Consider the following 26,918-nt stretch of genomic DNA (forward strand, 5'->3'; position numbering starts at 1 on the left):
TTTATTATTTAAGGGTATGAGTGATTTTATGGATTATAAACGCGCAATATCAGTACGGCACTCTTGTCGAAGCTATTTACCTGATACCATCGATTCCTCTATTGTTAAAAAGCTTCAAGCGTCAATTACTGATTATAATCTTTTGTCTGGATTAAATATTCAGCTGATTTTAAATAATGGAGATGCCTTTGGCAATTTCTCCAAAAGTTACGGTATGTTTTCCGGTGTTAACAATTATATAGCCATGATTGGCAGAGCTAATGGTATTCATGAAAAAGAAAAGATCGGATACTATGGGGAAAAATTAGTTCTCGAAGCAACAGAATATGGTCTTGGTACCTGCTGGGTTGCAGGCACTTTTGATAAAACTGCCTGCAGTTGTATCTTAGGCCCCCGGGAAGAAATATATTGTGTTATTTCAATCGGATATCCCGCTGCCAAAAAAAGTTTCAAAGATAAACTTATAAACAGCGTAATGCATACAAAAAAGAAGCCTGTTGAAGACTTCTTTGATACCAGAGGCAATGTACCAGATTGGTTCCTGGAAGGAATAAAAGCTGTTCAATCAGCGCCTTCTGCCTTAAACAAGCAACCTGTCAAATTCGCATATACGGATGAATCTTCTGATGCTCTTCCTTCGGTCCGGGCATGGATTACTTCTAACAGCAGCGGTGTTGAACAAATTGATTTAGGAATTGCCAAACTTCATTTTGAACTAGGTGCTTCAGATGTAGAATGGGAATGGGAAGATTAATTAATCCAATTCAACAGAATCTGATATGTAATATTTCCAGCCTTTTTTGGTGCAGTATTTTTGAATTTGCTTTTCAAGTTTTTTATCACTTGTATATTCCAGTAAATAAATTGCTGCACCTGCTTGATTCATTTTATTTAAATAAGAAATAAAATATTCTTTCTCTTCATTGGAACTATATCCAAGTCGCTTTTTTTCAAAATCTATACTTGAAAATACGGTCTCCTGATTTATACCAGTTAGTATCTTGTTTAAGTTCTTATTTTCTCCATAATATTTACTAATAAAAGAATCTCCCCCATTTATAATTACGTCTAAACCACTATCCTTTAATTGGCTCAAAATATCCACCAGACCTTTATAGATTTTATCTTGCTTATATAAATAATAAACATCACAATTATCAATAAAGAACCCATCCACTCCTTTTTCCTCATATTCATCTGCAAGCCCACAGATTAGCTTCTGCCACTGTTTCTGTGAAACATCAATCCATTGTTCCTCTTCCCAGTTTTTATATTTTCCAAGAGTGTATTTTGAATACTCCTTATAATACGGTCTGAAATTCTCCAGTGATCCAATGTTTAAATAGGTATAGACTGTATGTCCAGCTTGTTTAAGCCGGTCAATATCTTCTTTGTTGAAATAAGCAGCATCTATTACAACAGTCTTATAGTCTTTTAACTCTTCCATTTTCTGATTATCGACACTTAAAAAAACACCATATTCTTTTTGGTCATACTGGAGAAATCCATCATTTGCAGAAAAAAAGCACAATATGCATACTATTAATATTAATATAATTACGAAGTTTCTCATGAATTAAATCCTTAATTACTATTTGGTAAAATTAGCCTATTTATTGTATATTACCATAAATGGATTAATTTTTAAACAATTACAATTTTAAATTAATCTTTATTTGAACATAAAAAAAGAAGCTACAAAGTAACTTCTATATAAGTCTGCTTCGACAGACTTTAAGTTTAAGAGGATTACAACTGCTTTGCAGTTGCATAAGTTCAAGCCACGTTCTTAAAAATGAAAAAACAGTCCTTTTTTCAAGAACTGCTTTCACTTAAACCGGCGACGTCCTACTTTCCCAGGCAGCTGCCCGCCAAGTATCATCGGCGCTAAGGAGCTTAACTACTGTGTTCGAGATGGGAACAGGTGGAGCCTCCTCGCTATTGTCACCGGATTTTGTCTATTCTTTTTTTGAGAGTGTACTCTCAAAACTGGATAACATACTTTTCTATCAGTTTTATTCCTTCTTGAAACCATTTTGGTCAAGCGTTCGACCTATTAGTATCGGTCAGCTCAATACATTACTGCACTTACACCTCCGACCTATCAACGTGATAGTCTCTCACGGGTCTTACCATTTCTGGAGGAAATCTATTCTTGTGGGGGGCTTCGCACTTAGATGCTTTCAGCGCTTATCCCGTCCATACGTGGCTACCCAGCTATGCTCTTGGCAGAACAACTGGTGCACCAGAGGTATGTCCATCCCGGTCCTCTCGTACTAAGGACAGCTCCACTCAAATTTCCAACGCCCACAGCGGATAGGGACCGAACTGTCTCACGACGTTCTGAACCCAGCTCGCGTACCTCTTTAATGGGCGAACAGCCCAACCCTTGGGACCTACTTCAGCCCCAGGATGAGACGAGCCGACATCGAGGTGCCAAACACCGCCGTCGATGTGGACTCTTGGGCGGTATCAGCCTGTTATCCCCAGGGTAGCTTTTATCCGTTGAGCGATGGCCCTTCCACTCGGAACCACCGGATCACTAAGCCCGACTTTCGTCCCTGCTCGACCTGTTTGTCTCGCAGTCAAGCTCCCTTCTGCCTTTACACTCTTCGCGCGATTTCCGACCGCGCTGAGGGAACCTTTGGGCGCCTCCGTTACTCTTTAGGAGGCGACCGCCCCAGTCAAACTGCCCGCCTGACACTGTCCCAGTACCGGTTCACGGTACATGGTTAGAACTTCAACGTTACAAGAGTGGTATCCCAACGGTGGCTCCCCCAATACTGGCGTACTGGGTTCGTAGCCTCCCACCTATCCTGTACATGCAACGCCGAAATCCAATATCAAGCTGCAGTAAAGCTCCATGGGGTCTTTCCGTCCTGCTGCGGGTAACCGGCATCTTTACCGGTACTACAATTTCACCGAGTCTATTGTTGAGACAGTGCCCAGATCGTTACGCCTTTCGTGCGGGTCGGAACTTACCCGACAAGGAATTTCGCTACCTTAGGACCGTTATAGTTACGGCCGCCGTTTACTGGGGCTTAAGTTCTGTGCTTCGGTTGCCCTAACACTTCCCCTTAACCTTCCAGCACCGGGCAGGCGTCAGCCCCTATACTTCAGCTTTCGCTTTAGCAGAGACCTGTGTTTTTGGTAAACAGTCGCCTGGGCCTTTTCACTGCGGCCTGCTTTCGCAGGCACCCCTTCTCCCGAAGTTACGGGGTTATTTTGCCGAGTTCCTTAACAATAGTTCTCTCGCTCACCTTAGGATTCTCTCCTCATCTACCTGTGTCGGTTTACGGTACGGGCACCTACATTCTCACTAGCGGCTTTTCTTGACAGTGTGAAATCAGCTGCTTCGGTACTTTAATTTCCCTCCCCATCACGCCTCAGAATTGAACCGGCGGATTTGCCTGCCTGTTCTCCCTTGACGCTTAGACGCACTCAACCAACGGTGCGCTCAGCTTATCCTTCTGTGTCCCCACTTCGCTCAAACGAATTTCGGTGGTACTGGAATCTCAACCAGTTGTCCATCGCCTACAGCTCTCGCTCTCGGCTTAGGCCCCGACTAACCCTGAGTGGACGAACCTTCCTCAGGAAACCTTAGATTTTCGGTGGACAGGATTCTCACCTGCCTTACGCTACTCATGCCAACATTCTCTCTCGTATACAGTCCACCAAGACTTCCATCTCAGCTTCTGCCCGTATACGATGCTCCTCTACCAATTACATTACTGTAATTCCAAAGCTTCGGTAGTAAGTTTTAGCCCCGTTTATCTTCGGCGCAGAGCCACTCGACTAGTGAGCTATTACGCACTCTTTAAATGAGTGGCTGCTTCTAAGCCAACATCCTAGCTGTTTATGCAGCTCCACATCCTTTTCCACTTAACTTACATTTTGGGACCTTAGCTGTTGGTCTGGGCTGTTTCCCTTTCGACTATGAAACTTATCTCACATAGTCTGACTCCCAAGTATAATACTTCGGCATTCGGAGTTTGATAGTTTTCGGTAACCGGTGAAGGCCCCTAGAACATTCAGTGCTCTACCTCCGAGTATCTCAATCTTGAGGCTAGCCCTAAAGCTATTTCGAGGAGAACCAGCTATATCCGGGTTCGATTGGAATTTCACCGCTATCCACACGTCATCCCAGCCTTTTTCAACAGACATGAGTTCGGTCCTCCACGAGATTTTACTCTCGCTTCAACCTGCACATGGATAGGTCACCCGGTTTCGGGTCTACAGCATATAACTTGACGCCCTGTTCAGACTCGCTTTCGCTTCGGCTCCAGTGCTCCAGCACCTTAACCTTGCTACATACCATAACTCGTTGGCCCGTTCTACAAAAAGTACAAGGTCACTTGCGCTCCCTTTGCTTGTAAGCATAAGGTTTCAGGTTCTTTTTCACTCCCCTCCCGGGGTTCTTTTCACCTTTCCCTCACGGTACTATTCTCTATCGGTCACTAGGTAGTATTTAGGCTTGGGGGTGGGCCCCCGGCTTCCCACCGGGTTTCACGTGTCCGGTGGTACTCTGGATCCACTCTGCATTTTGTGCATTTCGTCTACAGGACTTTTACCTTCTTCGGTCTGCCTTTCCAAACAGCTTCGACTATACACGCCATACGTGATGAGTGTCCTCAACCCCATAGTAAACTATGGTTTGGCCTCTTTCCCGTTCGCTCGCCGCTACTTAGGAAATCGATGTTTCTTTCTCTTCCTCCGGGTACTTAGATGTTTCAGTTCCCCGGGTTACCTTCTCTGTGACTATTTTATTCATCACAGGATACTTACGCATTACCATAAGTGGGTTTCCCCATTCGGACATCTGCGGGTTGACGGATGTTTGCTCCTAACCGCAGCTTATCGCAGCTTGCCACGTCCTTCTTCGGCTCCTAGTGCCAAGGCATTCACCTTATGCTCTTATTCGCTTGACCATAAGCGTTTTGCTTATCTAGCGTTAGATAAGACTTATATTTTTTAGACTTACTTGTTAATTAACTCGTAATTCTCTGGTTTCTCGGTTGAAATCGTAGTTATTTTACACCCGACATCATTCTTTTAGACATCTCTGTCCGAAAAGACTTTTGTCTTAGTTCTATAACTGTTTGTTATCTTTCGATAACCTCGATTTCGTTGTCATATTTGTGTTTTTTAACACTTTCTGATATTTTGCATATTATCCAGTTTTCAAAGTACATTTAGAACCCTTTTAAAAGTTCTGGTGGGCTTGGGAGGACTCGAACCTCCGACCTCACGCTTATCAGGCGTGCGCTCTAACCACCTGAGCTACAAGCCCATATAAACTCATAGTGCAAAAGTTATAGTCTCCTTAGAAAGGAGGTGATCCAGCCGCACCTTCCGATACGGCTACCTTGTTACGACTTCACCCCAGTCATTGGTTTTGCCTTAGGCAGCCTATTTGCTGGCCAACTTTGGGCACCCCCAACTTCCATGGTGTGACGGGCGGTGTGTACAAGACCCGGGAACGCATTCACCGCAGCATTCTGATCTGCGATTACTAGCAACTCCAACTTCATGTAGGCGAGTTGCAGCCTACAATCCGAACTGGGACTGGTTTTGGAGATTTGCTCCACCTCACGGTCTTGCGTCTCTCTGTACCAGCCATTGTAGCACGTGTGTAGCCCAGAACATAAGGGGCATGATGATTTGACGTCATCCCCACCTTCCTCCGTGTTATCCACGGCAGTCTCAATAGAGTGCCCATCTTACTGCTGGCAACTATTGACAAGGGTTGCGCTCGTTGCGGGACTTAACCCAACATCTCACGACACGAGCTGACGACAACCATGCACCACCTGTCTCCTCTGCCCGAAGGAGGGACCTGTTAAAGTCCTGTCAGAGGGATGTCAAGTCCTGGTAAGGTTCTTCGCGTTGCTTCGAATTAAACCACATGCTCCGCTGCTTGTGCGGGTCCCCGTCAATTCCTTTGAGTTTCACACTTGCGTGCGTACTCCCCAGGCGGAGCACTTAATGCGTTAACTGCGGCACCGAAGCCTTGCGACCCCGACACCTAGTGCTCATCGTTTACGGCGTGGACTACCAGGGTATCTAATCCTGTTTGCTCCCCACGCTTTCGTGCCTCAGTGTCAGTTACAGTCCAGAAAGCCGCCTTCGCCACTGGTGTTCCTCCTAATATCTACGCATTTCACCGCTACACTAGGAATTCCGCTTTCCTCTCCTGCACTCAAGTCTCACAGTTCGCAGGGCTTACAATGGTTAAGCCACTGCCTTTCACCCCACGCTTACAAGACCACCTACGCACTCTTTACGCCCAATAATTCCGGATAACGCTTGCCCCCTACGTATTACCGCGGCTGCTGGCACGTAGTTAGCCGGGGCTTCCTCAGAAGGTACCGTCATTTGTTTCTTCCCTTCCGACAGAGCTTTACGACCCAAAGGCCTTCTTCGCTCACGCGGCGTTGCTGCATCAGGCTTTCGCCCATTGTGCAATATTCCCCACTGCTGCCTCCCGTAGGAGTTTGGACCGTGTCTCAGTTCCAATGTGGCCGATTACCCTCTCAGGTCGGCTACTGATCGTTGCCTTGGTAGGCCGTTACCCTACCAACTAGCTAATCAGACGCAGGCCCATCCCTTACCGATAAATCTTTGACATCTCAAACATGTGTTTATGATGTGTTATGAGGTTTTAATCCCGGTTTCCCGAGGCTATCCCTCTGTAAGGGGCAGGTTGCCTACGCGTTACTCACCCGTCCGCCGCTTTCCATTTAATCCCTAGACCGAAGTTTCGTTCATAAATTTCTCGCTCGACTTGCATGTGTTAGGCACGCCGCCAGCGTTCATCCTGAGCCAGGATCAAACTCTTTATTAAATGGTATTTAAATCAGATTTCTCTGAATCAAATCAAGTTTGAGCTTCTGCTCGGCTGAAACGCTTCGCGTTTCGCTTCTCTATTCTTTATGCAAAACATAAATCCTAGAATTATTGTTGTTTTTTAAGAAATTGTACGTTGACTTCCAAAACAAGTTTGGTTATCTTACCAATCGTTATGATTGTTTGTACTTAGTATCGAGAACAACTTAATGTCCTCTTGACTAATTCTTTTACACTATGAAGTTTTCAAGGTTCTTACGCTTCTGCAGTTTTCACTGTCAGCGCCGTTCCGTAAGGAACTTTTATATCATAATACTATTCCGCAAGTTTGTCAACATCTTTTTTCGTTTTTTTCAAGTTTATTCATTAATTCGATTTTTACCATCAAAACAAAATATTGTTGATATTGTTGTCTGCTCGTAAGCAAAACTACAATATGTGGTACATTCTTTTTCAAGGATGTAACCCCTGCCTCACGGGACAGCTTATTTAGAATACCAAAATATCATTCACATGTCAACACTTTTTTTACCTTTTTTCAACATAATATTAAAATTTTATTTTATAATGTCCTTTTTAAAAAATGACTACCTATTTATATATATGTTTTTTTATCTAACTAAAAAAGCGACCCCAGGGGGTCGCCTTTTTCTGTTTAACTACTTAAGTTTATTTTTCCTTTACACTTGGAAGAATAGTTTCAACTTCAGCATGTGGTCTTGGGATTACATGTACTGAAATTAATTCGCCAACTCTCTGAGCAGCTGCTGCACCTGCATCTGTAGCAGCCTTTACTGCTCCTACATCTCCTCTTACCATTACAGTTACCAGTCCGCCACCTACGAATTCTTTTCCGATTAATGTTACGTTTGCTGCCTTTACCATAGCATCTGCAGCTTCAATTGAACCAACTAAACCCTTTGTTTCGATCATACCTAATGCATCATATTTCATTTTAAAATCCTCCTAAAATTAATATTAATTTTAATTTATTTTTGTATTTTATTCAATAACTATTTAACACTTTTATTTTACGATAGTGATTTTTGCAGATGAGCCTAAGCCCATTGCATTCGCTTCTTCTGTGTCCAGATGGCACTCAAGGGCAGAAGCATCATTTGCTCTTACGGCAACATTGCTGTACATACCACCTTTTGGCCCTTCTACTTTAATGCAGACAGTCTGTCCATCCTGCACCCCAAAATGCTGTGCATCTTTTGGTGTCATATGAATATGTCTCTGAGCTACAATCAGGCCTTCTTTCGTCTGTACGGATCCTCTCGGACCGATAACAGTAACTCCCGGTGTTCCTGAAAGATCACCTGAAAGTCTTGCCTGAGATGGAGCTCCAAGCTTGAAACAGTCTCCTGTCAATACTTCAACCTGGGTCTTGCTTCGTACAGGTCCAAGTACCCTTACCTTCTCAATTGCACCCTTGGGACCGCAGATTGTTACGGTCTCCTTGCATGCATACTGACCTGGCTGTGACAAATCTTTCATCTTTGTCAGCTGGTATCCTTCTCCGAATAAAGCATTTAAATCTGCCTGTGAAAGGTGGATGTGTCTGTTTGAAACACCTACTGGAATTTCATTTGAGTTTTGTTGAGGTTCCGCAGATACGCTTCCTTGTACTGCTTCCAGTAAAAGCTTTAATACAGCTTCACATTTATCCATACTAGTTAGCCCCTTTCATTGCACTTACTAACTGGTTAACCAGACTCATTAAGTCTTCCTGATTTAATTCATGTTCTTTAGCAGGCTCTGTACAGCATCCATTATTTAATGCAGCACCCATTGCAGCATACTGAGCTGGGCTAAATGCTCCAGGACCAGTACAACATCCGCCACCTACACTGTTTGGAACATTTGTGCAGTTTCCTGATAATTCAGGATGGTTAAATGTAGGATCATCAGCTGCTAAAGTGGAGCAGTCTTTTAATCCATATGCCACTCTCTTGATGTTTACAAGGTGCATTGGTGTTACATTTTCTGAAGTTGCACTTCCGCCCCATGTACCACATCCTAATGTAAATGCAGGCATCAGTCCGGTGCTGGCACCAGTACCGCCCATGCTTCCTCCTGTATTTACAAGAATACGTGATGCCGGCTTTGCAGCAAACTTCATTACCATGTCTCTGTCTTCTGTATGAAGACTCATGGTATGTCCAATACCGTTCTGAAGCAGTGCAATACTCAGTTCGCAGGCTTCATGCCAGTCTTTAACTGTATAGAAAGCAAGTACGGAAGTCAGCTTTTCATAGGAAAGGGGATATCCTTCACCTACTCCTCCCTGTTCACCAATCAGCACTCTTGTGCCTGCCGGAATTGAAATGCCTGCTCCTTCTGCAATTACATCTGCAGATCTTCCAACAAACTTGGCATTCATGCTGTGACCATTCTTAAATAACAGCTTGCAGACCTTTGCAGTTTCTTCTGCTGTCATAAAATAGCCACCCTGATTCTTAAATTCAGCTACTACGGCATCTCTGTTGCACTCTTCGCAGATGATGGACTGTTCTGATGCACAGATTGTTCCGTTATCAAATGTTTTGCTGGCCATAATGTTCTTTACAGCCTGCTGTACATTTGCTGTTCTTTCAATGTATGCAGGTGAATTTCCGGCTCCTACTCCAAGGGCTGGCTTTCCAGCACTATATGCTGCCTTTACCATTCCAGGACCGCCTGTTGCTATGATGATTGCCACTTCCTTGGCATGCATCAGTTCATCTGTTGCTGCCATGGAAGGCATGGAAATGCATCCGATACAGTTTTCAGGAGCGCCGGCTTCCAAAGCTGCCTGATACATTAGTTCTGCAGCCTTTATTGTGCACTTTGCTGCGGAAGGATGCGGTGAAAATACGATGGCATTTCTTGCCTTTAAAGCAATCATGGCCTTATAGATTACGGTTGATGTGGGGTTTGTTGATGGGATAATACCCATAACCAGACCTACCGGATCTGCCACCTCAATAATCTTATTTACTACATCTTCCTGAATCACACCAACAGTTTTCATGTCTTTGATTGCGTTGTACAGAATAGTTGCCGCCATATGGTTCTTGTAAGTTTTATCTGCAACCTTACCAAACCCTGTTTCTTCTACAGCCATCTGGGCCAGGCATACTGCATTTTCCTCCGCTACCCGAACCATATTTCTCAGAATTTTATCAATCTGCTCTCCTGTGTAAGTAGCAAGCTTGTCTGTTGCCACTTTACCAAGACGTGCAAGATTTCTCACTTCCTGTACTGAACGTAAATCATAATCAAAATTTTCCATCTTGTGATTCCTCCTTTCTTTTCTTCCTCAGTATATATTGTTTAGTCATCTGTAAGTTTAGTTCTTCCCGTAGTATTTCTTAAATTCTTCCATCAGGATATTCTTATCTGCCTTGGAGATTACTCTTCCTGCAATTCCGAATTCCTTAAACTCACGGGCAAGATTTCTCAGTTTTGTTACTTTCATTTTGTCTAAAACTTCCAGCATCTTTTCCATGCCGCTTTCTTTTACCATTTTATCCAGGTCTTCTTTGTGTATCTCAGTAAGATCAGTATCTTCATTTTCTGTCTGGGAAGCAGGAGTTACTGCAGCTTCAGCTTTTGGCTGTACTTCTTCCCTGTTTTCCATCACAGTTTCTACTTTCTCCTCCGGCCCGGATACTTCTTCAGCAGCTACTATTTTATCTTTTTTTTTTGAAGTTGGATAAATCACTGCTCTTCCAACTTCTTCATGTGGTCTTGGGATTACGTGTACTGATATCAGTTCACCGATTCTCATAGCTGCTGCTGCTCCCGCATCGGTTGCTGCTTTTACTGCTCCTACGTCTCCTTCTATGATAATCGTAACAAGACCGCCCTTTACAAAGACTCTGTCCACCAGCTGTACGTTTGCTGCCTTCAGCATGGCATCCGCACTTTCTATGGCTGCTACAAGTCCTTTTGTTTCTATAAATCCAAGTGCCTGCATCTGCATTTACATATCCTCCTTACTTCCGGTTCTGCCTTTTAGTACGTCGCATAAAATGCTTTCATCTTATTCGGTGAACCAAAGGCTACTTTCGCACCATTCGGGAAGAATACAGAATCTCCCGGCTGTGCTGTATATACCTTGCCGTTTACTGTTACTGTCAGTGTTCCTTCGATGATATGGTACAGCTCTTCACATGCACACTCCCAGTCGAACTGACAGTTTTCAATGGTTATGAACCCTGCATTCATGGAGCAGCCGTCCTCTTTATTGATAATCTCCTGATAAAATACTTTATCGGAAGGATTTCCTGTATCCAGTGCTTCATACTGTACGGTGTTTCCACGGACAATTTTCAGTCCGCAGGCATCATGCTCTGCTGTGTAAGGCTTCCCGCTGCATGCTGCTGTATCCAGCACTCCCTGCAGCAGACCTTTATCTGCTAAAGCCTTTAGTACTGTGTAAATCATATTTGTATCAATCTCACCTTCACAGGCTTTTGCTGGTTCTGCAGCTGGTGCCGGAGCCGGTGCTTCACAGGCAGCTGGTGCTGCGCAGCATACTGGAGCCGGTGCCTCTGTAGAAAATTCAACTCCACAGGATCTTGCTGCATCCTTTGCTGATGGAGTTACCAGTGTGTCTTCATCAATATAGAACACTTTCTGCCCCTGTTTTGCCAGGGTCTCAACATCTTTTGCACAAATCAATCTTTTCATTTGGCTTCACACCCTTTCATATTTCAAAGTTCTTACTTATTTAGAACAAAGATGGTATCAGTCTGTCTGATGGGGAAGGAATTACTTCCGCATTAACCAGTAGACCTTTATTCTCTGCAATATTTTTTCCTGCTTCAGCTCCTGTTTCCACAGCTGCAACATCTCCGGTGAAGGTAAAGAAGGCTTTTCCTCCTAAACCATTTCCCAAACGAAGTTCCAGTGGTTCCAGTTCTGCAGACTTTAAAATTGCATCAGCAGCAATGACCATGGTGGACATTGAGAAAGATTCTATAATACCAAGTGCTTGGATCCTTTCAGGCATTGTTGCCCCAGTAATAGCTGGGAACACCTGAGGATGAACGTTTGGTATAATAATAGAATCCACCCAGAATTCTCCTGCTACTCTTTCTCCAATCTGTACTGAATCTTCAACAGCAGCAACATCTCCATGAACGATTGCTATATATTTGCCCGGGCAAGTAGTCGTAGCCGTTACAATTTCTACTTCTGAAATTTTTACCATCTGGTCTGCTGCGTAAATACCACGTGCAATACTTGTAAACTCTACCATTCCTATTGCGTTCGCCATATTAATCCCTCCTTATTGCAATATAGTCATTTCCGCATTCTGTTACTGTTCCGGAAATACTTGCATGAATTGTAGCTCCCAGACTTTCTTCCGGAATTTTACCGATTAACTGTCCTGCCTGTACGTGTTCTCCAACCGCTACTACAGGAACTGCAGGTGCTCCTACATGTTGTCTTGTGGCAATATGCACTGTTTCCGGAGTTATGGAAGTGTCTGTCATCGGTGCTGGTTTGTCAAAATCGTGTAATCCAATTCTTGCAATAAGTCTCTTGCTTGGAACTAATCGATGTTCACGTGCGTTACGTGCTTCAAATACTTCCTTATTTGGTTTATATCGTAATCCCTGTTCTGCTAACTTTTCTCTAAAGAAATTATTAGCGAATTTTGGATATAACCCGATTGGACAAGCGAACAATTCGCATAAGTTACACTGGCAGCATAACTGACCTACCTTCTGAGCTTCCAAATCATTTGGTGCATTTGAATTTGCCGCATACATTAAGGATCTCATCATTTTATGCGGCTGTGTAGCATGTCCCAAAAGATATCTTGGACACATGTCCGTACACATCCTGCACTGTTCACAGGAAGCTCTGTTTATTCTCTTTGCCTGTTCTTTTGATGCGCTTTTTCTTCTGATCAGCGGATGGGTCTTCTTCAGGATTACAAAGCCTTTATTCTTCTTTGTTATATATCCCCCGATTTCCGTCATCACAGGCCCCATCATAGGACCTCCGTCTATTACCGCATAATCATCAAAATTTTCTATGCCACTTAGCTTTAAAACATCCATTATCGGGGTTCCCACCGGTACCTTTACCGTCATACGGTTTGGTACATCTCCTGCTATGGTGACATATTTTTCTGTTACTGCTTTTCCCATGGATGCATAGTAGATATTTAATGCTGTTTCTGAGTTTACTACCACACATCCTACCTGGATTGGTATACCGGCTTCCGGTACCACCCTTCCTGTTAATTCATATACTAATACCTGTTCATCCCCTGCCGGGTAGATGTCCGGAAGAACTCCCACTTCTACATATTCTTCCAGCTTTAATGCCTTAATCCTATCCTCAAGGATAGTAATTACTTCTTTATGCTTTCCTTTAACTCCTATTATGGCTTTTTTTGCACTGACCTGTCTGCCTGCTGCTTCAAAGCCTTTTATTATCTCATCGGGAAACATTGCCATCAACTGCTGGTCCACTCTTAAAAGTGGTTCACACTCAGCTCCGTTAAGAAGTATATATTCCGCTTTTGATGCTAACTTTGCATGAGTAGGAAATCCTGCCCCGCCTGCACCAATTATGCCGGCTTCTTTTACCATATCAAGAAGACTCATTTTAATACCTCCCGAAATCATCCAAAATTGCAATCTTCATCAATGATTCCGACAACAACTGCATCTACTGGAATATTATCATCGCCTAACATTCTTCTGGCAGATGACCCCTGACAGACTATAACTCTGTCACCTATGCCAGCACTGATAATATCAACTACCACCATGCGCTGTCCTTCACATCCTCCGCCTATTACTTCTGCTAGCATGAACTTTAATCCATTTAATGAATCTGCTTTTCTTGTTGCCCATACATTGTCAATAAGTCTTGCTGTTAACATAAATCTTTCCCTTCTTCCAATTTGCGTTTTATCTCATGGATTGCATCCTCCACAGACGCTGTATCGCCGAAAATCGCAATCAAAATCATATTTTGCGGGCAGCTTCCTCTAATGTCTTCGACCGTAACACCAACTGCCTTTTCAGCAACATCTGCTGCGCAAATCATTTCAATCATTCTCCCCTGCACCAAGCCTACCGCATCTGCATCTTCGTAATCGTTTTTATTGTTTGATCCCATACGACGTTTAAGAATATCCATGGTACCTTTGGAAGGAGATTTAATAATTCGAAATTCCATATTACAACACCCTCTCTAATCAATGTTTTCCTGTTTACAGCTAAATGCTGTACCCAAACATCGGATTCTTTGGTTTATGGGTAAAGATACCTGTTTGTTTTCTTTATGATGTTTTCCATATCAGTCAGCCTGTAATTTGAGGCTGTTAATCTTGACTCTACATCATAAAATTTTAATACGCTGGCTTATAATTAAAGAAATTTTTACTACCGGTTTTAGTCCCGGCGAAATTTCTTTGTGTTTTTCAACTCGCTTTTTATAGATCTGCTTCTGCAAAATCCATTTCATACGCACCTGATATAACCAGGGAAAAGTGCGTGAGACTTAATTCATCACTACACTATTTTGCATTTTAAGTACTGCGTTGACTGCTGTTGGTTTATCCAGTAAATCTGTAAGTTCAAAGCCAGCCGCCTGAACTACATCTTTAATTACTTCTCTGGCATTCCTTTCCTCCAACAGCTGAACAAATCATCTGGGATAAAGCATTAATAATTCTATTCACTTTACCTGTAATTTCTTCACACAACTTCGTTTCACTTTCATTGCCTTCGTATACTTCCATAACAACTGGTTCTACTTCCCGCAACGCACATCGTAACTTATGCAGGTTTAAAATTTCTTTGCCTTTCTCAAGTTGCATATGGAATTCTGTTATTTCAAAACAATCCTCAATATCTTTACAGAAATTGTCTCCATTCATTCCACTGCATTCCTGGCAGCATACGATTTCACCCAAGCCCTTACCTTCTGCAAACGCTCTGACACCAGCAAATTGTTTGCCCAAGTTGATAACACTCTGAGCTAAAAATACATCTTTGCTTAATAGCTCCTGACCAGTTGAAAGGAATAATGCTTCCATAGACTTCATTTTACAATAAAGTTTCTTATGTTTCCAGTCTATCTGCTTCTCCTGCAAAGCTTCTGGCTTTTTTGCTTCTGCTTCTGCATTTGTTACATCTTCACTGGTTGTAACAACAAATTTCCTTATAAACGGCTGGTCATCAAACATATTAATGCCCCGATCCGCTAAAAACTGGCGTGCTCCAGGTGTAAGTCTTGTTCCTGGTTCCATTTCATAGGTGGTAAAAGGTTCTCTTCGATATAAATCCCGCAGATCTTCTTCGGTTATGAATTTCATATTTGTCCCCCTTTACTTATCATTATTAAATATATATGCCTTTAAAGCATCGATACCTATTCCCTCAGGAATACTTATCTTAAAATAGGGTTCTGGAACACCTATCTGCTTTAACTGCCTTAAACACACTCGCTCATTTTCTGGTTTCAAATCACACTTGGTTATTACGCCAATTACCGGACATGTAAACACCCGGGCAAAACCCGGCGAATAAATCTCAACGGGATTTGACTGATCTACCAGCAGTAATATATGTGATGCAGCATTTTGTGCAGTAGCAATTAAATGCTTATACATCCAAGGGATGGCCACATATGAACTTGGTACATCAATAGTTTTTTCTCCATAAATGGTGTCCTGTGTTTTTTTTAATGGACCATTGTAATCATTCAGTTCATTTACCAGTGTTGTCTTTCCGCAATGCGTAGGACCTATCACCATAACACGTTTTTTCCTCATGTTTTTGTAATAGGAACTGTTGTAAAGCCAAGCAAGTCACATAAGGTTTCAGTTACAGCCTCAAGTGCTGTCGTAACACTTTGCACATCACCACTGATAACAACTGAGCCGGTGAAACGATCCAGAAACCCAATTTCTACATCTGCCATCTTAGTAGCAACGTCTGCTGCAATGATAGCTGTTTCATAAGGTGACAGAGTGAGGATGCCAATGGCTCCTCTGTCATCTATCCCTAAACGCTCATATATATCAGGCATGGGCGAAGCAATCACATGAGCAATTGTGACCTGCTTACCAGGTACCGATTCCTGTATGATACGCTCTGTAGCTTTTTCAATAGCTGTTCCCATAAAACTTACCTTTCAATTCTGTTCGAATAATCCTTCACCATTAATGACGAATAACAGAAACAGGGAAATCATATTTTTTGATCCATCCTTCAATTCTGTCCAAATCTTCATCACTCAAGCTTGGATCTCCTTTAATAGGATATTCTTTACCAAGCTGATTATACTTATTTACACCTAACTTATGATATGGAAGTAAATCGATACCCTTAAAGTTTTTCTGATCACGATAAGGCATTAGGAATTCAATAACCTGACTGATTTCTTCCTCGCTGTCATTTATTCCTTTTAGCATAGGCATTCTGACTTGCACATTATATCTTCTATGAAGAAGTTCTTTTAAATTAGTTAAAATCTGCTCATTACGAACCCCTGTCAGTTCAAAGTGTTTGTCAGAATTCATCTGCTTAATATCGTATAGGAATAAATCCGTGAACTCAGCAATCTTTAATATATTTTCTAATTTAGTATATCCACAGGTCTCAATAGCAGTATTTATTCCTTCCTGCTTACAGGCCTGCAATAAACTGGTTGCGGCCTCTGTCTGCATGGTTACTTCACCACCACCCAAAGTCACTCCGCCTCCGGAAACTTCGTAGAAGGTTTTATCTTCTAAAATAATTTCCAGCAATTCTGAAATTGTTTTAACTTCCCCTACAATTGTAAGTGCATTAGCATTACAAACTTCTACACATTTTTGGCATCCAAGACAATCAATGTTATGTTGTACCTCATGCTTTTGGTTATCCTCTGAGATAGTGTGTATCCCAACTGGACAAGCAGAAACACAAGCACCGCAATTAGTACACGAGTTGCTTTTGAACATTACTTGAAATTTCTTTTCTAATCCTTCAGGATTTGCGCACCATTTGCAGCGGAGCGGACATCCCTTAAAAAACACCAGCGTTCTTATTCCAGGACCATCATACATATTGTATTTTTGTATATTGAAAATCGTTGCTTTTCTTTCAATAATACCTGTATTTGTATTGTTCATACTATTCAATCTCCAGTTTGATATATCTTGGTCTTTAAATAGATAATTTATTGCTGCCTGCAGCCTTACGGCTCAAAGTTGGCTATTACTGCAGACAGCAGATTTATTAATTTAAAGTCAATATAATTTATAGTTTAGAAATGTGTCAGCATAGTTCTGCTGATAATTTCATCCTGAACATCTTTGCATAATTCTACGAAGAATGCACTGTAACCTGCTACACGAACAACCAGGTCACGATACTGTTCTGGGTGCTTCTGAGCTTCAATCAATGTCTTGTTATCAAGATAGTTGAACTGCATTTCACCATTACCCATTGCACAAGCTGCACGAAGTAATGCAATGATACCAGCTTCACCTTCCGGTGTATCAAGAAGACCTGCCATCAGCTTAAAGTTGTGAACCATACCAATATTCATGTTATCACATGCCAGTTTTGAAACTGACTTGATGATAGCTGTAGGTCCCTTGTAGTCAGCACCCTGAGTAGGGCTGATACCATCTGATAATGGTGACCAAGCTGCACGGCCATTTGCTGATGCACCTAACAATTGTCCAAATGGAGTATTGTTAGAAATTGATAAAGTACCATGACTTAATACTGAATATAATGTCTTATAGTTACGGTGATCCATTTCAGTAAAGTTAATTAAATCAGCAGCAATTAAATCTGCATAATCATCATCATTACCATACTTAGGAGCAGCAAGACAATCAGCCTTAACCTGGTCATATCCAGCAAAGTCAGCCTTTAATGCTGTATTTAATTGTTCCAGTGTATATTTCTTGTCATCAAATACTAATTTCTTAATAGCAGCCATTGAGTCCGCATAAGTAGCAAGACCAGACCATACAACACCAGGTCCGAAGTTATACATAGCTCCACCAGCAGATACATCCTTAGCCTTGTCCATACAGCCTTCATACATGATAGACATTAATGGCTTTGGTGCTAATTCTCTGTGCACACGCTGTGAAATAACTGTAGCAACGCTTGTCCACTTCGTTACATACTGAATCATTCTCTTAACTGCAGCATCAAATTCTTCATAAGTCTTATACTGACTAATATCGCCATAATCTGGGCAAACCTGCTTTTCATACCAAAGTGGAACACCATGGTTCAGAACAAGTTCAATACAGATTGGCCACTGTGTATAAGCTGTTGAAGTCCACTGATACAGACGACCTGATTTCTGAGGTTCTACACAACCCATCAGGCAGTAGTCTCTTGCATCTTCAATTGAAACACCCTTTGCAAGCATCATCTTGATATGAGTATCATCAAAGTGGCAAGCAGGGAATCCCATTCCTGAACGTACTACATCAACAATCTTCTTCATATATTTCTGTGGAGAAGCCTTATGAATACGGCATGCAAGTGATGGCTGATAAATTCTTACGTGTCTAACAGCATCCATTAACAAATAAGTTAAATCATTTGTTGCATCCTGTCCATCACGAGTAACACCACCAACACACATATTTACGAATGGCTGGTAACCAGCAAAGAATTTAGAAGCTCCTTCACTTGTAACCCACATCATCTCTGATAACTTAATCAGCATACAACCCGCAAGGTCAAATGCTTCGTAATCTGTCATACGTCCTGACTCAATATCAGCCTTATAGAAAGGATACATATACTGGTCAGCACGTCCAATTGACATACCAGTCTGGTTTTCTTCTACTACTAATAAAGATTCAATAGTAAACATGGACTGAATAGCTTCCCAGAACGTTTCAGGCTTATGAGCAGGAACTCTTGCATTTACTTCTGAAATCTTCTGTAACTCTGCTTTACGCTTAGGATCTGTTTCCTTAGCAGCCAGTTCAGCGGCATATTCTGACATACGCTTAGCGTAAATCATAACACCTTCAGTTGTATCAATAATAGATTTATAGAAATAAATCTTTTCAATATCTTCAGGATTTTCATAATCTAATTTAGCCAGATGATCATTTGCTTCCTTCTGAATATCTAACATACCCTTATGCATAAGAATTACATCATATCCAGGGTTAGAGTCTCCACCACCGTTTGTTGCGTGGTAAGAGCAGTCTGAAACAAACGATTCACCGGAAAGTTCCCAAACACCAGCTTCTCTATATTGGTCTTCACAGTATTCGTCAACAGACTTTCCTGCCCAGTATGGGAACAATTCTTCACGCATGATCTTCTTGTCTTCTTCTGAAACATAGAATGGGTCCTGATCACGGGTGCCGATTGTATCGATTTCATCAAGCATCCATCTCCATGCAATATCAGGTGAAAAAGCTCCGGCACGAGGAGCACCACAAGGAGCGCCTACAATCAATTCATTGTCCTGAATTACTAATGGAGCAGTTTCACAACAGTACTTAAAGCACTTAGCACGAAGCATAATCTTAGGCATACCAGGATTTTCTTTCGCAATCTTGGTAACCGCTTTTGCACGGAAAGTTGTAATAGTTGGTACCTGCTTTAAATAGTTTTCCTTTAATAATTTATGTCTCTGTGTCATTCCATTTGGAATTCCAGTTCCATTATCATTAGCGGCAACTGTTTCTCTGTACACAAATGTATCATTCTTTGTAATTTCACTGGAAACGCCTTCAAACATCTTCATGATAGCTGCGCGTTCCTCTGCAGACATGCTTTTGGTAGCTTCTGCAAATTTTTCTGAAAATTCACGAATATCCAAAATTTGTACCTCTCATTCTTTTTTATTTTGTCAGATTCATTGGTCTGATTTTAGCTGTATATATTGCTATTGAATTGCTTCTATAGCCTTTTTTAAAATGCTATGGAGCATTTGTATATTCTCAGAATCTTTCTCTTCCTTAGATGTTAATCCATATGAGGAATTGTTTTCTTCTGCTAATACACCCCTTGTTATTTCTTCTGTTTTTCGCACTCCATATCCAACTTTGCGGACGTAGATTAAATTCATAGGCGAAACATTGTCGGAGGTCATACCTTCTCCAGCGGATCCGCTGCCTAAAGTCATAGCAGGGAATAAATTAGTTGTAGCACCCATACTGCCAAAAACAGCCGGTGTATTAACAAGTACTCTGCCTACTGGCTTTTTTAAAGCAAACTGACGGATTACATCTTCGTCGTTTGAATGAATGACCAAAGTGTGTCCATGCCTCTCACTTAGTAAGAGTTCAATACACTTTTCACAAGCATGCATCCAGTCATCTTCAATATAGTAAGCTAAAACGGGACACAGCTTTTCTTTTGAGTAAGGATTATTTTCAGAAACATATTTTTGTTCTGAAATCAATATTTTCACACTGTCAGGGACGTAGAAGCCTGCTTTTTTAGCCAATTGCTGAGCTGTTTTACCAAACATTTCAGAATCTGCACTTCCGTCAAAACGGAAAAATAAAGCACCAAGTCTTTTGGCTTCATCTTCCGACATAAAATAAGCACCATTATTTTGCAACTCTGTTTTAACCTGTGTTGCGATACAGCTGTCCACAACAATAGATTGTTCAGCTGCTGATACTATACCATTGTCAAAAGTTTTGCTGGCAATAATGTCACATACTGCCTGTCTTATATCAGCAGTACGTTCAATAAATGCCGGACCATTCCCATTTCCTCCATAAATAACTGGTTTACCTGCCTGATATGCTTCTTTCAGCATTGCGGGAACACCCGTATTCATAATTAAAGAGGTTGCTTTATGATTCATCAGCTCAATAGTACCACTAGGAGTCACTGTATGCAAGTATGCAAGTGCTCCTTCTGGAAGGCCATAGCCTTCAGCTGCACGAATCAAAATGTCAAGAGTTTTTGCAATAGTTTTCTTTGCTCTAGGGTGAGGCGAAAATATAATCGCATTTCCTGATTTAATTGCTATTAACGCTTTATAAATTGTAGTGGATACCGGACTTGTTGCAGGACATAGCGCAACAACAACGCCCATTGGTACCCCTACATCCATAGTTCTTTTCTGTTTGTCTTCATTGATAATGCCTACACAACGCATGCCTCTTAGTCTTGTTCTTAAATAGTCACAGGCAAATTTATTTTTAATGCATTTGTCCTGCCAGTTGCCATAATCAGTTTCGTCACAAGACATTTTGGCAAGTTCGCTGATGTGCTTATCAATTTCTTCCGCCATGCGTTCAACAATCTCGTCTAATTTTTCCTGAGGAAAAGTTGCAAGTTTTTTTTGTGCCTCGCGTGCATTCTCCGCAAGAATTCGAGATTCTTGTATGGAGAGCAAATCATTATCAATAATATTCATTTATGACTCTCCTTTTCGTCAAAATTCTAACTTTCTGATTTAACAGTAGATTATTAACCAAGTAATTTTTCAAGTGAATAACGGGCAATAATCTTTTCAAGATCCTGATGTGGTCTTGCGATAACGACTGAACTGTAAAGATTACCATCTTCCATTTCTGTTACAGCCTTTACACCAGCAGCTACAGCAGTCTTGCATGCTCCTACATCTCCTCTTACTAACACTGAGATGTAACCAGATGCTGTATTTTCGTATCCTACCAGCTCAACGTCTGCTGCCTTACACATTGCATCCGCCGCTTCTAAAACGAAAACCAAACCAAATGTTTCAACTAAGCCTAAAGCTTCAAAATTTGCCATCTGTGTAGTTCCTTTCTTATAAATAATATTTAACTAAGCATCAATATCGTGTACAGATACGATATCGCCTACCGCCGAAATCGGACGAGGCATAACATTCTTTGCAGTTAGTTTGCCTATTGCAGAAGCAGCTTCAGCACCAGCCTCAACAGCAGCTTTTACAGCAGCAACGTCACCTTTAACCAAAATTGTAACTAATGTTGATCCGATGTTTTCATAAGCAACCAGCTCAACATCAGCAGCTTTGAGCATTTTATCTGCTCCCTCTAGCGCAGGTACCATTCCTAAAGTCTCAATTAAACCTAACGCCTGTTCTCCATAATATCTCACGGAAAAATCCTCCTCTCACATTTATCCTTAGGGCATAAATACATTGCCCTAAGGATATTTTAACAATTAACCAATTATTTATTTATTTAATATAAGTATTAATTGTGTCTGCACCTTCTTTATGTGCGTGATAATAAACTCTCAGTTCACCTTTTGGATCAAGATCATATCTTGTTTCTTCTAACAAACCATTGGCTTCACCTGTCATAATTGCTTCAATTACAGCAGGTTTTCTCAAAGCTTTAAAGCTGCCATACTGGCCTTTCAGAGCTTCAATTACATCATCAGCACATGCTTCTTTTACAGTTGTAAAATACTTTAATATTGCATAGTTAAGTGGTCTCATTTTATTAGTCCTCCTTCTTTCTGAATAAATCCATTGGGTTCATAGCGATTACCAGGATACCAAGTACCATAACTATAGCAGCAGCCCATGCAATTGGAGGTAATCCCATACCTTTTTGTCCGTCAAATACGCCTAAAACAATCCAGATAAAGAACGGACCCCAGAAGGAATATGCGCCATTACAAGCCATACCCAGAGCAGCACCGCACATGCTGTTTCCTTTATACCATAAGCTATATGCATATACAGATGCAAAACCGCTGATAATAAAGAAAATTAATGAAGGCATATCTGTTACTACGTTGCCAATTAATTCTCCAGCAAGGCCAACTCCACCACCGGAAAGAATACCCCAAAGTGGAACTAAAATAATTAAGTTTGTAAGACCTGATGTACACTGTCTGATTGTGATACCGATTTCATAGTCAATCATGGAAGTACCATAACCAGCTACACAACCTTCAATACCCCAGCCTAGTGCTGCGATAAATGCGATAATCATACCCAATGCTCTTCCAGCCGGAGCATCTCCAGTCATACTTGTTGATGCAATCATCATACTAGCTGCAAAGCAGATAGCGATACCACCCATCATACGAGCATTTAATTCCTGTTTAAATAAAATTCTTCCTAATATAGCACCGATTGCAGGGCAAAGAGCAGTAATAGGAATAATGATTGATCCTGCCATCTGTAGTGATACAACATAAGCTGTACTTGCAATAGGTCCACCAATTAGAGCAGCTACTATCATAACTGCACCTGGCTTAGTTTTTATAGTTCTAAAGAAGTCACCTAATTTACCTTTAATAGCAGCAATAAGGATACACCAGATACCACTGATTGTGTCATTTAGTGCACTGCCCAAAGCTCCCAGCATGTATATCATAACAAATGATGAAAGAACAGTTCCTCCTACAGTAACACCTGCATACAAATTGTTTGCCCATACACCTTTGGCCATACCTAGTGTCATAAATGCGGAATACAGTCCATAACACATACCTGATAAAATTGCAACTGTAATACCTTTTTTAAAAAAACTGGATGATAACTTTTTTTTCGCAGCAACGACTTGCGCGTTAGCTGCTCCTGAAACTTCGTTCATAAAAATAAAACTCCTTTCACTAAAACGCATTCATACGTTTCTTAATGTATTATCATTAAATAAAAATTTATAATGACCTTTATTTTCGACCGGATTTGTCATTTTTATATTTTTTACTACATTTATTACAATTGCAGTTTTATTATGCCCATATGTCCAATTATTATAGCTTTATTATATTCCGACATTAGTCTTTCCTATGCTTTATAGCTTGATTATAATCCTTGCCCTATGGGGGAATGTCAACAGATATTTTGTCAGTATTTTTTTGTTGTTAAAACACTTTCGTATAATACAAATTCGTTTAACTTTTGTGGGTTCTTTGATTTTCAAACCAATTTTTAGACAAAAAAATACGCAAACGTTCCCCTTAGGGTAACGTTTGCGTATTATTAAAGATAATCAGAAATTTTAAAATGCAAATAGATCATTTACACAAGCAACTTAGTTATTTTACTCTGCTTATTATAATTGAAGCCTGTGCTCTTGTTGCTGTATCCTTAGGTCCAAGTACAGTTGCAGATTGTCCCATGATTATTTTCTGGTTAAATGCCCAACGCATAGGGTTATGGGCATAAGATGATGTTTTAGACCAGTCATCAAAGTTCTGAATTGCCATACCTTCAATATTTGAAACATCTTTGCCGGTTGCCTTTGCATAATTGTAAAGAATTGTAACCATTTGTTCTCTAGTTATAGAATCATTAGGACTGAAATTTGTTGCTGTTGTACCACTTACAATTCCCATTTTCTTTGCCCATACTACAGCTTTTGCATAAGAAGAATCTGTTGCAACATCCTTAAAAATTTCTGTGCTTTCAACTGATTTCTCACCGCTCAATTCATATAGCTTTTGAACAAACTGGCCTCTGGACACTGCTATATTTGATGTAGCGAAATCATCTACCCATATTGGATTGGTTACTGCATAGTGTCCAGCTCCGTCCACAGCAACAAAGCTGTACCACAAGTTCTTCGTTCCATCGTTCTTCATGTCATAAGTAAACTGAACGGGTTCTTCTGTATTGTAATCATATGAAGCCACAATCTTACCCATACTGTAAACATCGATTCTCTTTAACGTATTAACTGCCTGTACAGTTGATTTAAAGGTATATGCATTTCCTTTTGCAACGTTATATGTTTCCCCAAACATTACACTGTCATCCAGGGTAAACAGAGGTCCCATAGTTGCATAAGCGTGGCCTGAAGTTAAAGCGGCAAGATACTTATCACCAGTTACATCTCCATTGATATGGGCGTACATTCTGATAATGCCTGGATATAATCCGGATTTAACATCATGCTGGTCTGAGCCTGCACTTAAAAACTTTTTCTGTCCTTTATTCCAGTAAACATTCATAGCATCAGCAAGAGCCCTTGCATCCATGTTCTTGGAATCCGCCAGATTTATTGTTGACTGAAGTTCTATCAGATCAAAATCATCTGTACCCTTGTCGTGACCGCCAATAACCCCATCTCTGTTTAAAAAGAATCCATAATCTGTATAAGGATGATTTACTACGACTACCGCATTCATCTGATGACCCTTAGCGATAATCTCACCTGGTTTTAATGAAGCATTGATTGGAGTAGCTTCTGTTGCCGCCTTTGAATAATCTACATTCAAAATACCCCAGTGTCCCCATCCAGGAGAAACCTCAAGGCTTGGTACCACAGGTCTTCCGGCTGCTGCTGCCAGTTTCACCATTTCTGCATCATTTTGAACCGAATCATGATCAGAAACCAGATTAAAATCCAGTTTTGCACATAATTGCGCAATAAACAGTTTATCAATAGGAGTTGCACCATCACCTATGCTTGAATGCTGATGGTTATCCATGTTGTACCAGTTCTTTAATCTTGGGTTTATGATTTCTTTTATTACTAAATCTTTCTCATTAACGTATTTTTCACCAGCAGATATTTTAACATCATTGATGGTTACTTTTTTAGATTCATAATCTGCACCATATGCTGCTGTAAAAGAGAATGTACCTGCTGGAACATCAAAATCAGCTACATATTCACCATTTACCAGATTTGTAAAATATACAGAGCTTCCCAGCATCTTAATATCTGTTGGTGCACTGGATTTAATTTCAATTCTTGCAGGGATATTTTTACCTGTCTGGTCTTTCACTTTAAGTGTTGCATGGGCACCAGCCTGTAGTGCAAAAGCCAGGATATTATTATCTGCTTTTCCGTCTTTTACTACCACACTCTGTGCATTTGATGGCGTACATCCCAGTGACTCAGCATGAATTTTGTAGCTTCCATCAGGAAGTTTGAAACTATATTCACCTTTAGCATTTGTCATGGCCCATGCCAAAGGTGCAGATTCAACTTTAACAACAGTTTTATCATCACTTGCTACGTAAGATCCACTTTTATAAATAATAACAAAAGCATTTTCTACAGGTTTTCCAGTGCTGTCTAATACTTTACCAGAAACAGTATCTGCCTTCATTGCAAATTTTTCTATATCACGTTCTATGATAGGTGTTGTTGAAGCTGTGTCAGAAACAAGCATTTCACCATTAAATGTAACAGTTTGACCGCCTGCAACAGTTACTCTCTTATAAACATCTTTGTAACCGGATGAGCCCTTATATGTATCTGCGTCATCAAGGGATACGGATACGCAGTATGATGAATTATAGGATTCCTTTCCATATGTAGCCACAAAATTTGCTAATGGCTCGTTGACTCTTGGATCATTTCCTATACGAATACCAGTGGCCTTCGTATCCGGATACCAACCAAAAGGCCCATACATATTGGAGGCTAATGTTGAAATGGAATACCCTGCATTCATGGCCTCATAGGATTGATTTCCAGCAGGATTATTCATGGTAGTTACCATTTTAATGTAATCTTTTCCATCTTCCAGTATATACTTAATGGTTACGTCAAGAGGTTTATCATGTCCCTCTTTGTAATATCTTGTCTTTGAAACTACTTCAATGTTAGTGGCATTAATTTTATAAGTGACTTTTACATCATCATTTAGCAAATCCTTGCCCTTATATGCATCGGTTGCAGTCCAATAATTATTTAAAAATTCCACGTCATTAACTAAATCTGTTCCAAAAAGTGGTTTTCCATCACTGGTTTTACCTTTAATCTTTGCAACATCCAGAATGCTTCCCTTTGTCATGTTCCAGTAATTTGATGATCCTACTGCAAAAGATGCTGCAATTTTACTATTATAAATAGTGATGTCTTTTGCATCATTTGCCATTCCCTGATCAATTGGGGTGGTTCCTTTTACAACGCCTCCTTCAGCAGCAAATGCCGGAGTCGCAAAAAGTAACATTGCCCCCAGTAACCCTAGTGTCAACATTAAGCCTACTCTAAATTTCATTGTAATCCTCCTTGTTTTATTAATAAAAAGCTTCAACAAACTAATTATAATCATTGCCCTACAGGGCAATGTCAATAATGGTGTTATCAGATTCTTTTAATAATTGTAAATTTTCTATGTGATATATTGCTATAACGTATTATAGCGTTAAAATTACTTAATATTGCCAGTTTAACCTCATAT

The 26,918-nt window shown here is 40.8% G+C and carries 22 protein-coding genes, 1 tRNA gene, 3 rRNA genes and 1 pseudogene; 1 reads left to right on the plus strand and 26 read right to left on the minus strand.

Going from position 1 to position 26,918, the window contains the following annotated elements; genetic code table 11:
* The first annotated feature begins 28 nt into the window (after positions 1 to 28).
* Complete coding sequence (locus Ami3637_RS03365) at positions 29 to 754, plus strand: nitroreductase family protein (protein WP_162361321.1); 726 nt, start codon at positions 29 to 31, stop codon at positions 752 to 754.
* On the opposite strand, the gene Ami3637_RS03370 is transcribed toward Ami3637_RS03365, so the two are convergent.
* The 26 genes and pseudogenes from Ami3637_RS03370 to Ami3637_RS03495 all read right to left on the minus strand — a co-directional run bounded on the left by Ami3637_RS03370 (position 755) and on the right by Ami3637_RS03495 (position 26,735).
* Positions 755 to 1,573, minus strand: a complete 819-nt coding sequence (locus Ami3637_RS03370; protein WP_162361322.1) for an endo alpha-1,4 polygalactosaminidase — start codon at positions 1,571 to 1,573, stop codon at positions 755 to 757. It abuts the gene before it with no gap.
* Positions 1,574 to 1,835: 262 nt separating this feature from the next.
* A 5S ribosomal RNA gene (gene rrf, locus Ami3637_RS03375) occupies positions 1,836 to 1,952 on the minus strand.
* A gap of 84 nt (positions 1,953 to 2,036) precedes the next feature.
* Positions 2,037 to 4,928 (minus strand): 23S ribosomal RNA (locus Ami3637_RS03380).
* 285 nt (positions 4,929 to 5,213) lie between these two features.
* Positions 5,214 to 5,290, minus strand: a tRNA-Ile gene (locus Ami3637_RS03390).
* 37 nt (positions 5,291 to 5,327) lie between these two features.
* A 16S ribosomal RNA gene (locus tag Ami3637_RS03395) occupies positions 5,328 to 6,844 on the minus strand.
* Together the 16S, 23S and 5S rRNA genes with 1 tRNA gene alongside form the textbook arrangement of a ribosomal RNA operon.
* Positions 6,845 to 7,515: 671 nt before the next feature.
* The gene (eutM, locus tag Ami3637_RS03400) at positions 7,516 to 7,800 is read right to left on the minus strand and encodes an ethanolamine utilization microcompartment protein EutM (protein WP_162361323.1); all 285 of its coding nucleotides are present in this window, start codon (positions 7,798 to 7,800) and stop codon (positions 7,516 to 7,518) included.
* 72 nt (positions 7,801 to 7,872) lie between these two features.
* Complete coding sequence (locus Ami3637_RS03405) at positions 7,873 to 8,520, minus strand: phosphate propanoyltransferase (RefSeq protein ID WP_162361324.1); 648 nt, start codon at positions 8,518 to 8,520, stop codon at positions 7,873 to 7,875.
* Between the two features lies 1 nt (position 8,521).
* Entirely contained in the window at positions 8,522 to 10,123 is a 1,602-nt protein-coding gene (locus Ami3637_RS03410; RefSeq protein ID WP_162361325.1) for an acetaldehyde dehydrogenase (acetylating), read from the minus strand.
* Between the two features lie 441 nt (positions 10,124 to 10,564).
* Positions 10,565 to 10,816 (minus strand): annotated as a pseudogene (locus Ami3637_RS18905) (BMC domain-containing protein); the annotation flags it as partial.
* 32 nt (positions 10,817 to 10,848) lie between these two features.
* Positions 10,849 to 11,526 (minus strand): cupin domain-containing protein, encoded by a 678-nt coding sequence (locus Ami3637_RS03420; RefSeq protein WP_162361326.1) that lies wholly within the window; start codon positions 11,524 to 11,526, stop codon positions 10,849 to 10,851.
* Positions 11,527 to 11,566: 40 nt separating this feature from the next.
* Positions 11,567 to 12,115, minus strand: a complete 549-nt coding sequence (locus Ami3637_RS03425; protein WP_162361327.1) for a BMC domain-containing protein — start codon at positions 12,113 to 12,115, stop codon at positions 11,567 to 11,569.
* Position 12,116: 1 nt separating this feature from the next.
* The gene (locus Ami3637_RS03430; RefSeq protein ID WP_162361328.1) at positions 12,117 to 13,460 is read right to left on the minus strand and encodes a 4Fe-4S dicluster domain-containing protein; all 1,344 of its coding nucleotides are present in this window, start codon (positions 13,458 to 13,460) and stop codon (positions 12,117 to 12,119) included.
* 17 nt (positions 13,461 to 13,477) lie between these two features.
* Entirely contained in the window at positions 13,478 to 13,741 is a 264-nt protein-coding gene (locus Ami3637_RS03435) for a EutN/CcmL family microcompartment protein (protein ID WP_162361329.1), read from the minus strand.
* Positions 13,735 to 14,040, minus strand: a complete 306-nt coding sequence (locus Ami3637_RS03440) for a BMC domain-containing protein (protein ID WP_162361330.1) — start codon at positions 14,038 to 14,040, stop codon at positions 13,735 to 13,737. The genes Ami3637_RS03435 and Ami3637_RS03440 overlap by 7 nt, the downstream gene beginning before the upstream one ends.
* A gap of 324 nt (positions 14,041 to 14,364) precedes the next feature.
* Complete coding sequence (locus tag Ami3637_RS18230) at positions 14,365 to 14,499, minus strand: hypothetical protein (RefSeq protein ID WP_330586800.1); 135 nt, start codon at positions 14,497 to 14,499, stop codon at positions 14,365 to 14,367.
* Positions 14,468 to 15,181 carry an ethanolamine utilization protein gene (locus Ami3637_RS03445; protein ID WP_162361331.1) on the minus strand — a complete coding sequence of 238 codons (714 nt, stop codon included), beginning with the start codon at positions 15,179 to 15,181 and terminating at the stop codon, positions 14,468 to 14,470. Before Ami3637_RS03445 ends, Ami3637_RS18230 begins: the two co-directional genes overlap by 32 nt.
* 12 nt (positions 15,182 to 15,193) lie before the next feature.
* On the minus strand, positions 15,194 to 15,622 hold the full coding sequence (locus Ami3637_RS03450; RefSeq protein ID WP_330586802.1) for a EutP/PduV family microcompartment system protein: 429 nt from the start codon (positions 15,620 to 15,622) through the stop codon (positions 15,194 to 15,196).
* A 14-nt stretch (positions 15,623 to 15,636) separates the two neighbouring features.
* A complete protein-coding gene (locus tag Ami3637_RS03455; RefSeq protein ID WP_162361333.1) occupies positions 15,637 to 15,990 on the minus strand; it encodes a BMC domain-containing protein in 354 nt (117 codons plus the stop codon).
* A gap of 40 nt (positions 15,991 to 16,030) precedes the next feature.
* Positions 16,031 to 16,984, minus strand: a complete 954-nt coding sequence (gene cutD / locus Ami3637_RS03460) for a choline TMA-lyase-activating enzyme (protein ID WP_162361334.1) — start codon at positions 16,982 to 16,984, stop codon at positions 16,031 to 16,033.
* A 134-nt stretch (positions 16,985 to 17,118) separates the two neighbouring features.
* On the minus strand, positions 17,119 to 19,668 hold the full coding sequence (gene cutC, locus Ami3637_RS03465) for a choline trimethylamine-lyase (protein ID WP_162361335.1): 2,550 nt from the start codon (positions 19,666 to 19,668) through the stop codon (positions 17,119 to 17,121).
* 66 nt (positions 19,669 to 19,734) lie between these two features.
* Entirely contained in the window at positions 19,735 to 21,225 is a 1,491-nt protein-coding gene (locus Ami3637_RS03470; RefSeq protein ID WP_162361336.1) for an aldehyde dehydrogenase family protein, read from the minus strand.
* 53 nt (positions 21,226 to 21,278) lie between these two features.
* Complete coding sequence (locus Ami3637_RS03475; protein ID WP_162361337.1) at positions 21,279 to 21,584, minus strand: BMC domain-containing protein; 306 nt, start codon at positions 21,582 to 21,584, stop codon at positions 21,279 to 21,281.
* Between the two features lie 33 nt (positions 21,585 to 21,617).
* Positions 21,618 to 21,914, minus strand: coding sequence for a BMC domain-containing protein (locus Ami3637_RS03480; protein ID WP_162361338.1), 297 nt, complete (start codon positions 21,912 to 21,914; stop codon positions 21,618 to 21,620).
* Between the two features lie 82 nt (positions 21,915 to 21,996).
* On the minus strand, positions 21,997 to 22,260 hold the full coding sequence (locus tag Ami3637_RS03485) for a hypothetical protein (RefSeq protein ID WP_162361339.1): 264 nt from the start codon (positions 22,258 to 22,260) through the stop codon (positions 21,997 to 21,999).
* 4 nt (positions 22,261 to 22,264) lie between these two features.
* Positions 22,265 to 23,368, minus strand: coding sequence for a hypothetical protein (locus Ami3637_RS03490; RefSeq protein ID WP_162361340.1), 1,104 nt, complete (start codon positions 23,366 to 23,368; stop codon positions 22,265 to 22,267).
* A 448-nt stretch (positions 23,369 to 23,816) separates the two neighbouring features.
* Positions 23,817 to 26,735: a CehA/McbA family metallohydrolase gene (locus tag Ami3637_RS03495; RefSeq protein WP_162361341.1), complete on the minus strand. Its 2,919-nt coding sequence runs from the start codon at positions 26,733 to 26,735 to the stop codon at positions 23,817 to 23,819.
* Positions 26,736 to 26,918 lie beyond the last annotated feature (183 nt).

Source organism: Aminipila terrae (genome assembly GCF_010120715.1).
In the GTDB taxonomy this organism is placed as follows: domain Bacteria; phylum Bacillota; class Clostridia; order Peptostreptococcales; family Anaerovoracaceae; genus Aminipila; species Aminipila terrae.

What these genes read in the sequence shown, in the direction of transcription:
- Ami3637_RS03365 (WP_162361321.1), top strand. Translation starts at nt 29, where the DNA reads ATGGATTATAAACGCGCAATATCAGTACGGCACTCTTGTCGAAGCTAT.
- Ami3637_RS03370 (WP_162361322.1), bottom strand. Translation starts at nt 1,573, where the DNA reads ATGAGAAACTTCGTAATTATATTAATATTAATAGTATGCATATTGTGC.
- eutM (WP_162361323.1), bottom strand. Translation starts at nt 7,800, where the DNA reads ATGAAATATGATGCATTAGGTATGATCGAAACAAAGGGTTTAGTTGGT.
- Ami3637_RS03405 (WP_162361324.1), bottom strand. Translation starts at nt 8,520, where the DNA reads ATGGATAAATGTGAAGCTGTATTAAAGCTTTTACTGGAAGCAGTACAA.
- Ami3637_RS03410 (WP_162361325.1), bottom strand. Translation starts at nt 10,123, where the DNA reads ATGGAAAATTTTGATTATGATTTACGTTCAGTACAGGAAGTGAGAAAT.
- Ami3637_RS03420 (WP_162361326.1), bottom strand. Translation starts at nt 11,526, where the DNA reads ATGAAAAGATTGATTTGTGCAAAAGATGTTGAGACCCTGGCAAAACAG.
- Ami3637_RS03425 (WP_162361327.1), bottom strand. Translation starts at nt 12,115, where the DNA reads ATGGCGAACGCAATAGGAATGGTAGAGTTTACAAGTATTGCACGTGGT.
- Ami3637_RS03430 (WP_162361328.1), bottom strand. Translation starts at nt 13,460, where the DNA reads ATGAGTCTTCTTGATATGGTAAAAGAAGCCGGCATAATTGGTGCAGGC.
- Ami3637_RS03435 (WP_162361329.1), bottom strand. Translation starts at nt 13,741, where the DNA reads ATGTTAACAGCAAGACTTATTGACAATGTATGGGCAACAAGAAAAGCA.
- Ami3637_RS03440 (WP_162361330.1), bottom strand. Translation starts at nt 14,040, where the DNA reads ATGGAATTTCGAATTATTAAATCTCCTTCCAAAGGTACCATGGATATT.
- Ami3637_RS03445 (WP_162361331.1), bottom strand. Translation starts at nt 15,181, where the DNA reads ATGAAATTCATAACCGAAGAAGATCTGCGGGATTTATATCGAAGAGAA.
- Ami3637_RS03450 (WP_330586802.1), bottom strand. Translation starts at nt 15,622, where the DNA reads ATGGTGATAGGTCCTACGCATTGCGGAAAGACAACACTGGTAAATGAA.
- Ami3637_RS03455 (WP_162361333.1), bottom strand. Translation starts at nt 15,990, where the DNA reads ATGGGAACAGCTATTGAAAAAGCTACAGAGCGTATCATACAGGAATCG.
- cutD (WP_162361334.1), bottom strand. Translation starts at nt 16,984, where the DNA reads ATGAACAATACAAATACAGGTATTATTGAAAGAAAAGCAACGATTTTC.
- Ami3637_RS03470 (WP_162361336.1), bottom strand. Translation starts at nt 21,225, where the DNA reads ATGAATATTATTGATAATGATTTGCTCTCCATACAAGAATCTCGAATT.
- Ami3637_RS03475 (WP_162361337.1), bottom strand. Translation starts at nt 21,584, where the DNA reads ATGGCAAATTTTGAAGCTTTAGGCTTAGTTGAAACATTTGGTTTGGTT.
- Ami3637_RS03485 (WP_162361339.1), bottom strand. Translation starts at nt 22,260, where the DNA reads ATGAGACCACTTAACTATGCAATATTAAAGTATTTTACAACTGTAAAA.
- Ami3637_RS03490 (WP_162361340.1), bottom strand. Translation starts at nt 23,368, where the DNA reads ATGAACGAAGTTTCAGGAGCAGCTAACGCGCAAGTCGTTGCTGCGAAA.
- Ami3637_RS03495 (WP_162361341.1), bottom strand. Translation starts at nt 26,735, where the DNA reads ATGAAATTTAGAGTAGGCTTAATGTTGACACTAGGGTTACTGGGGGCA.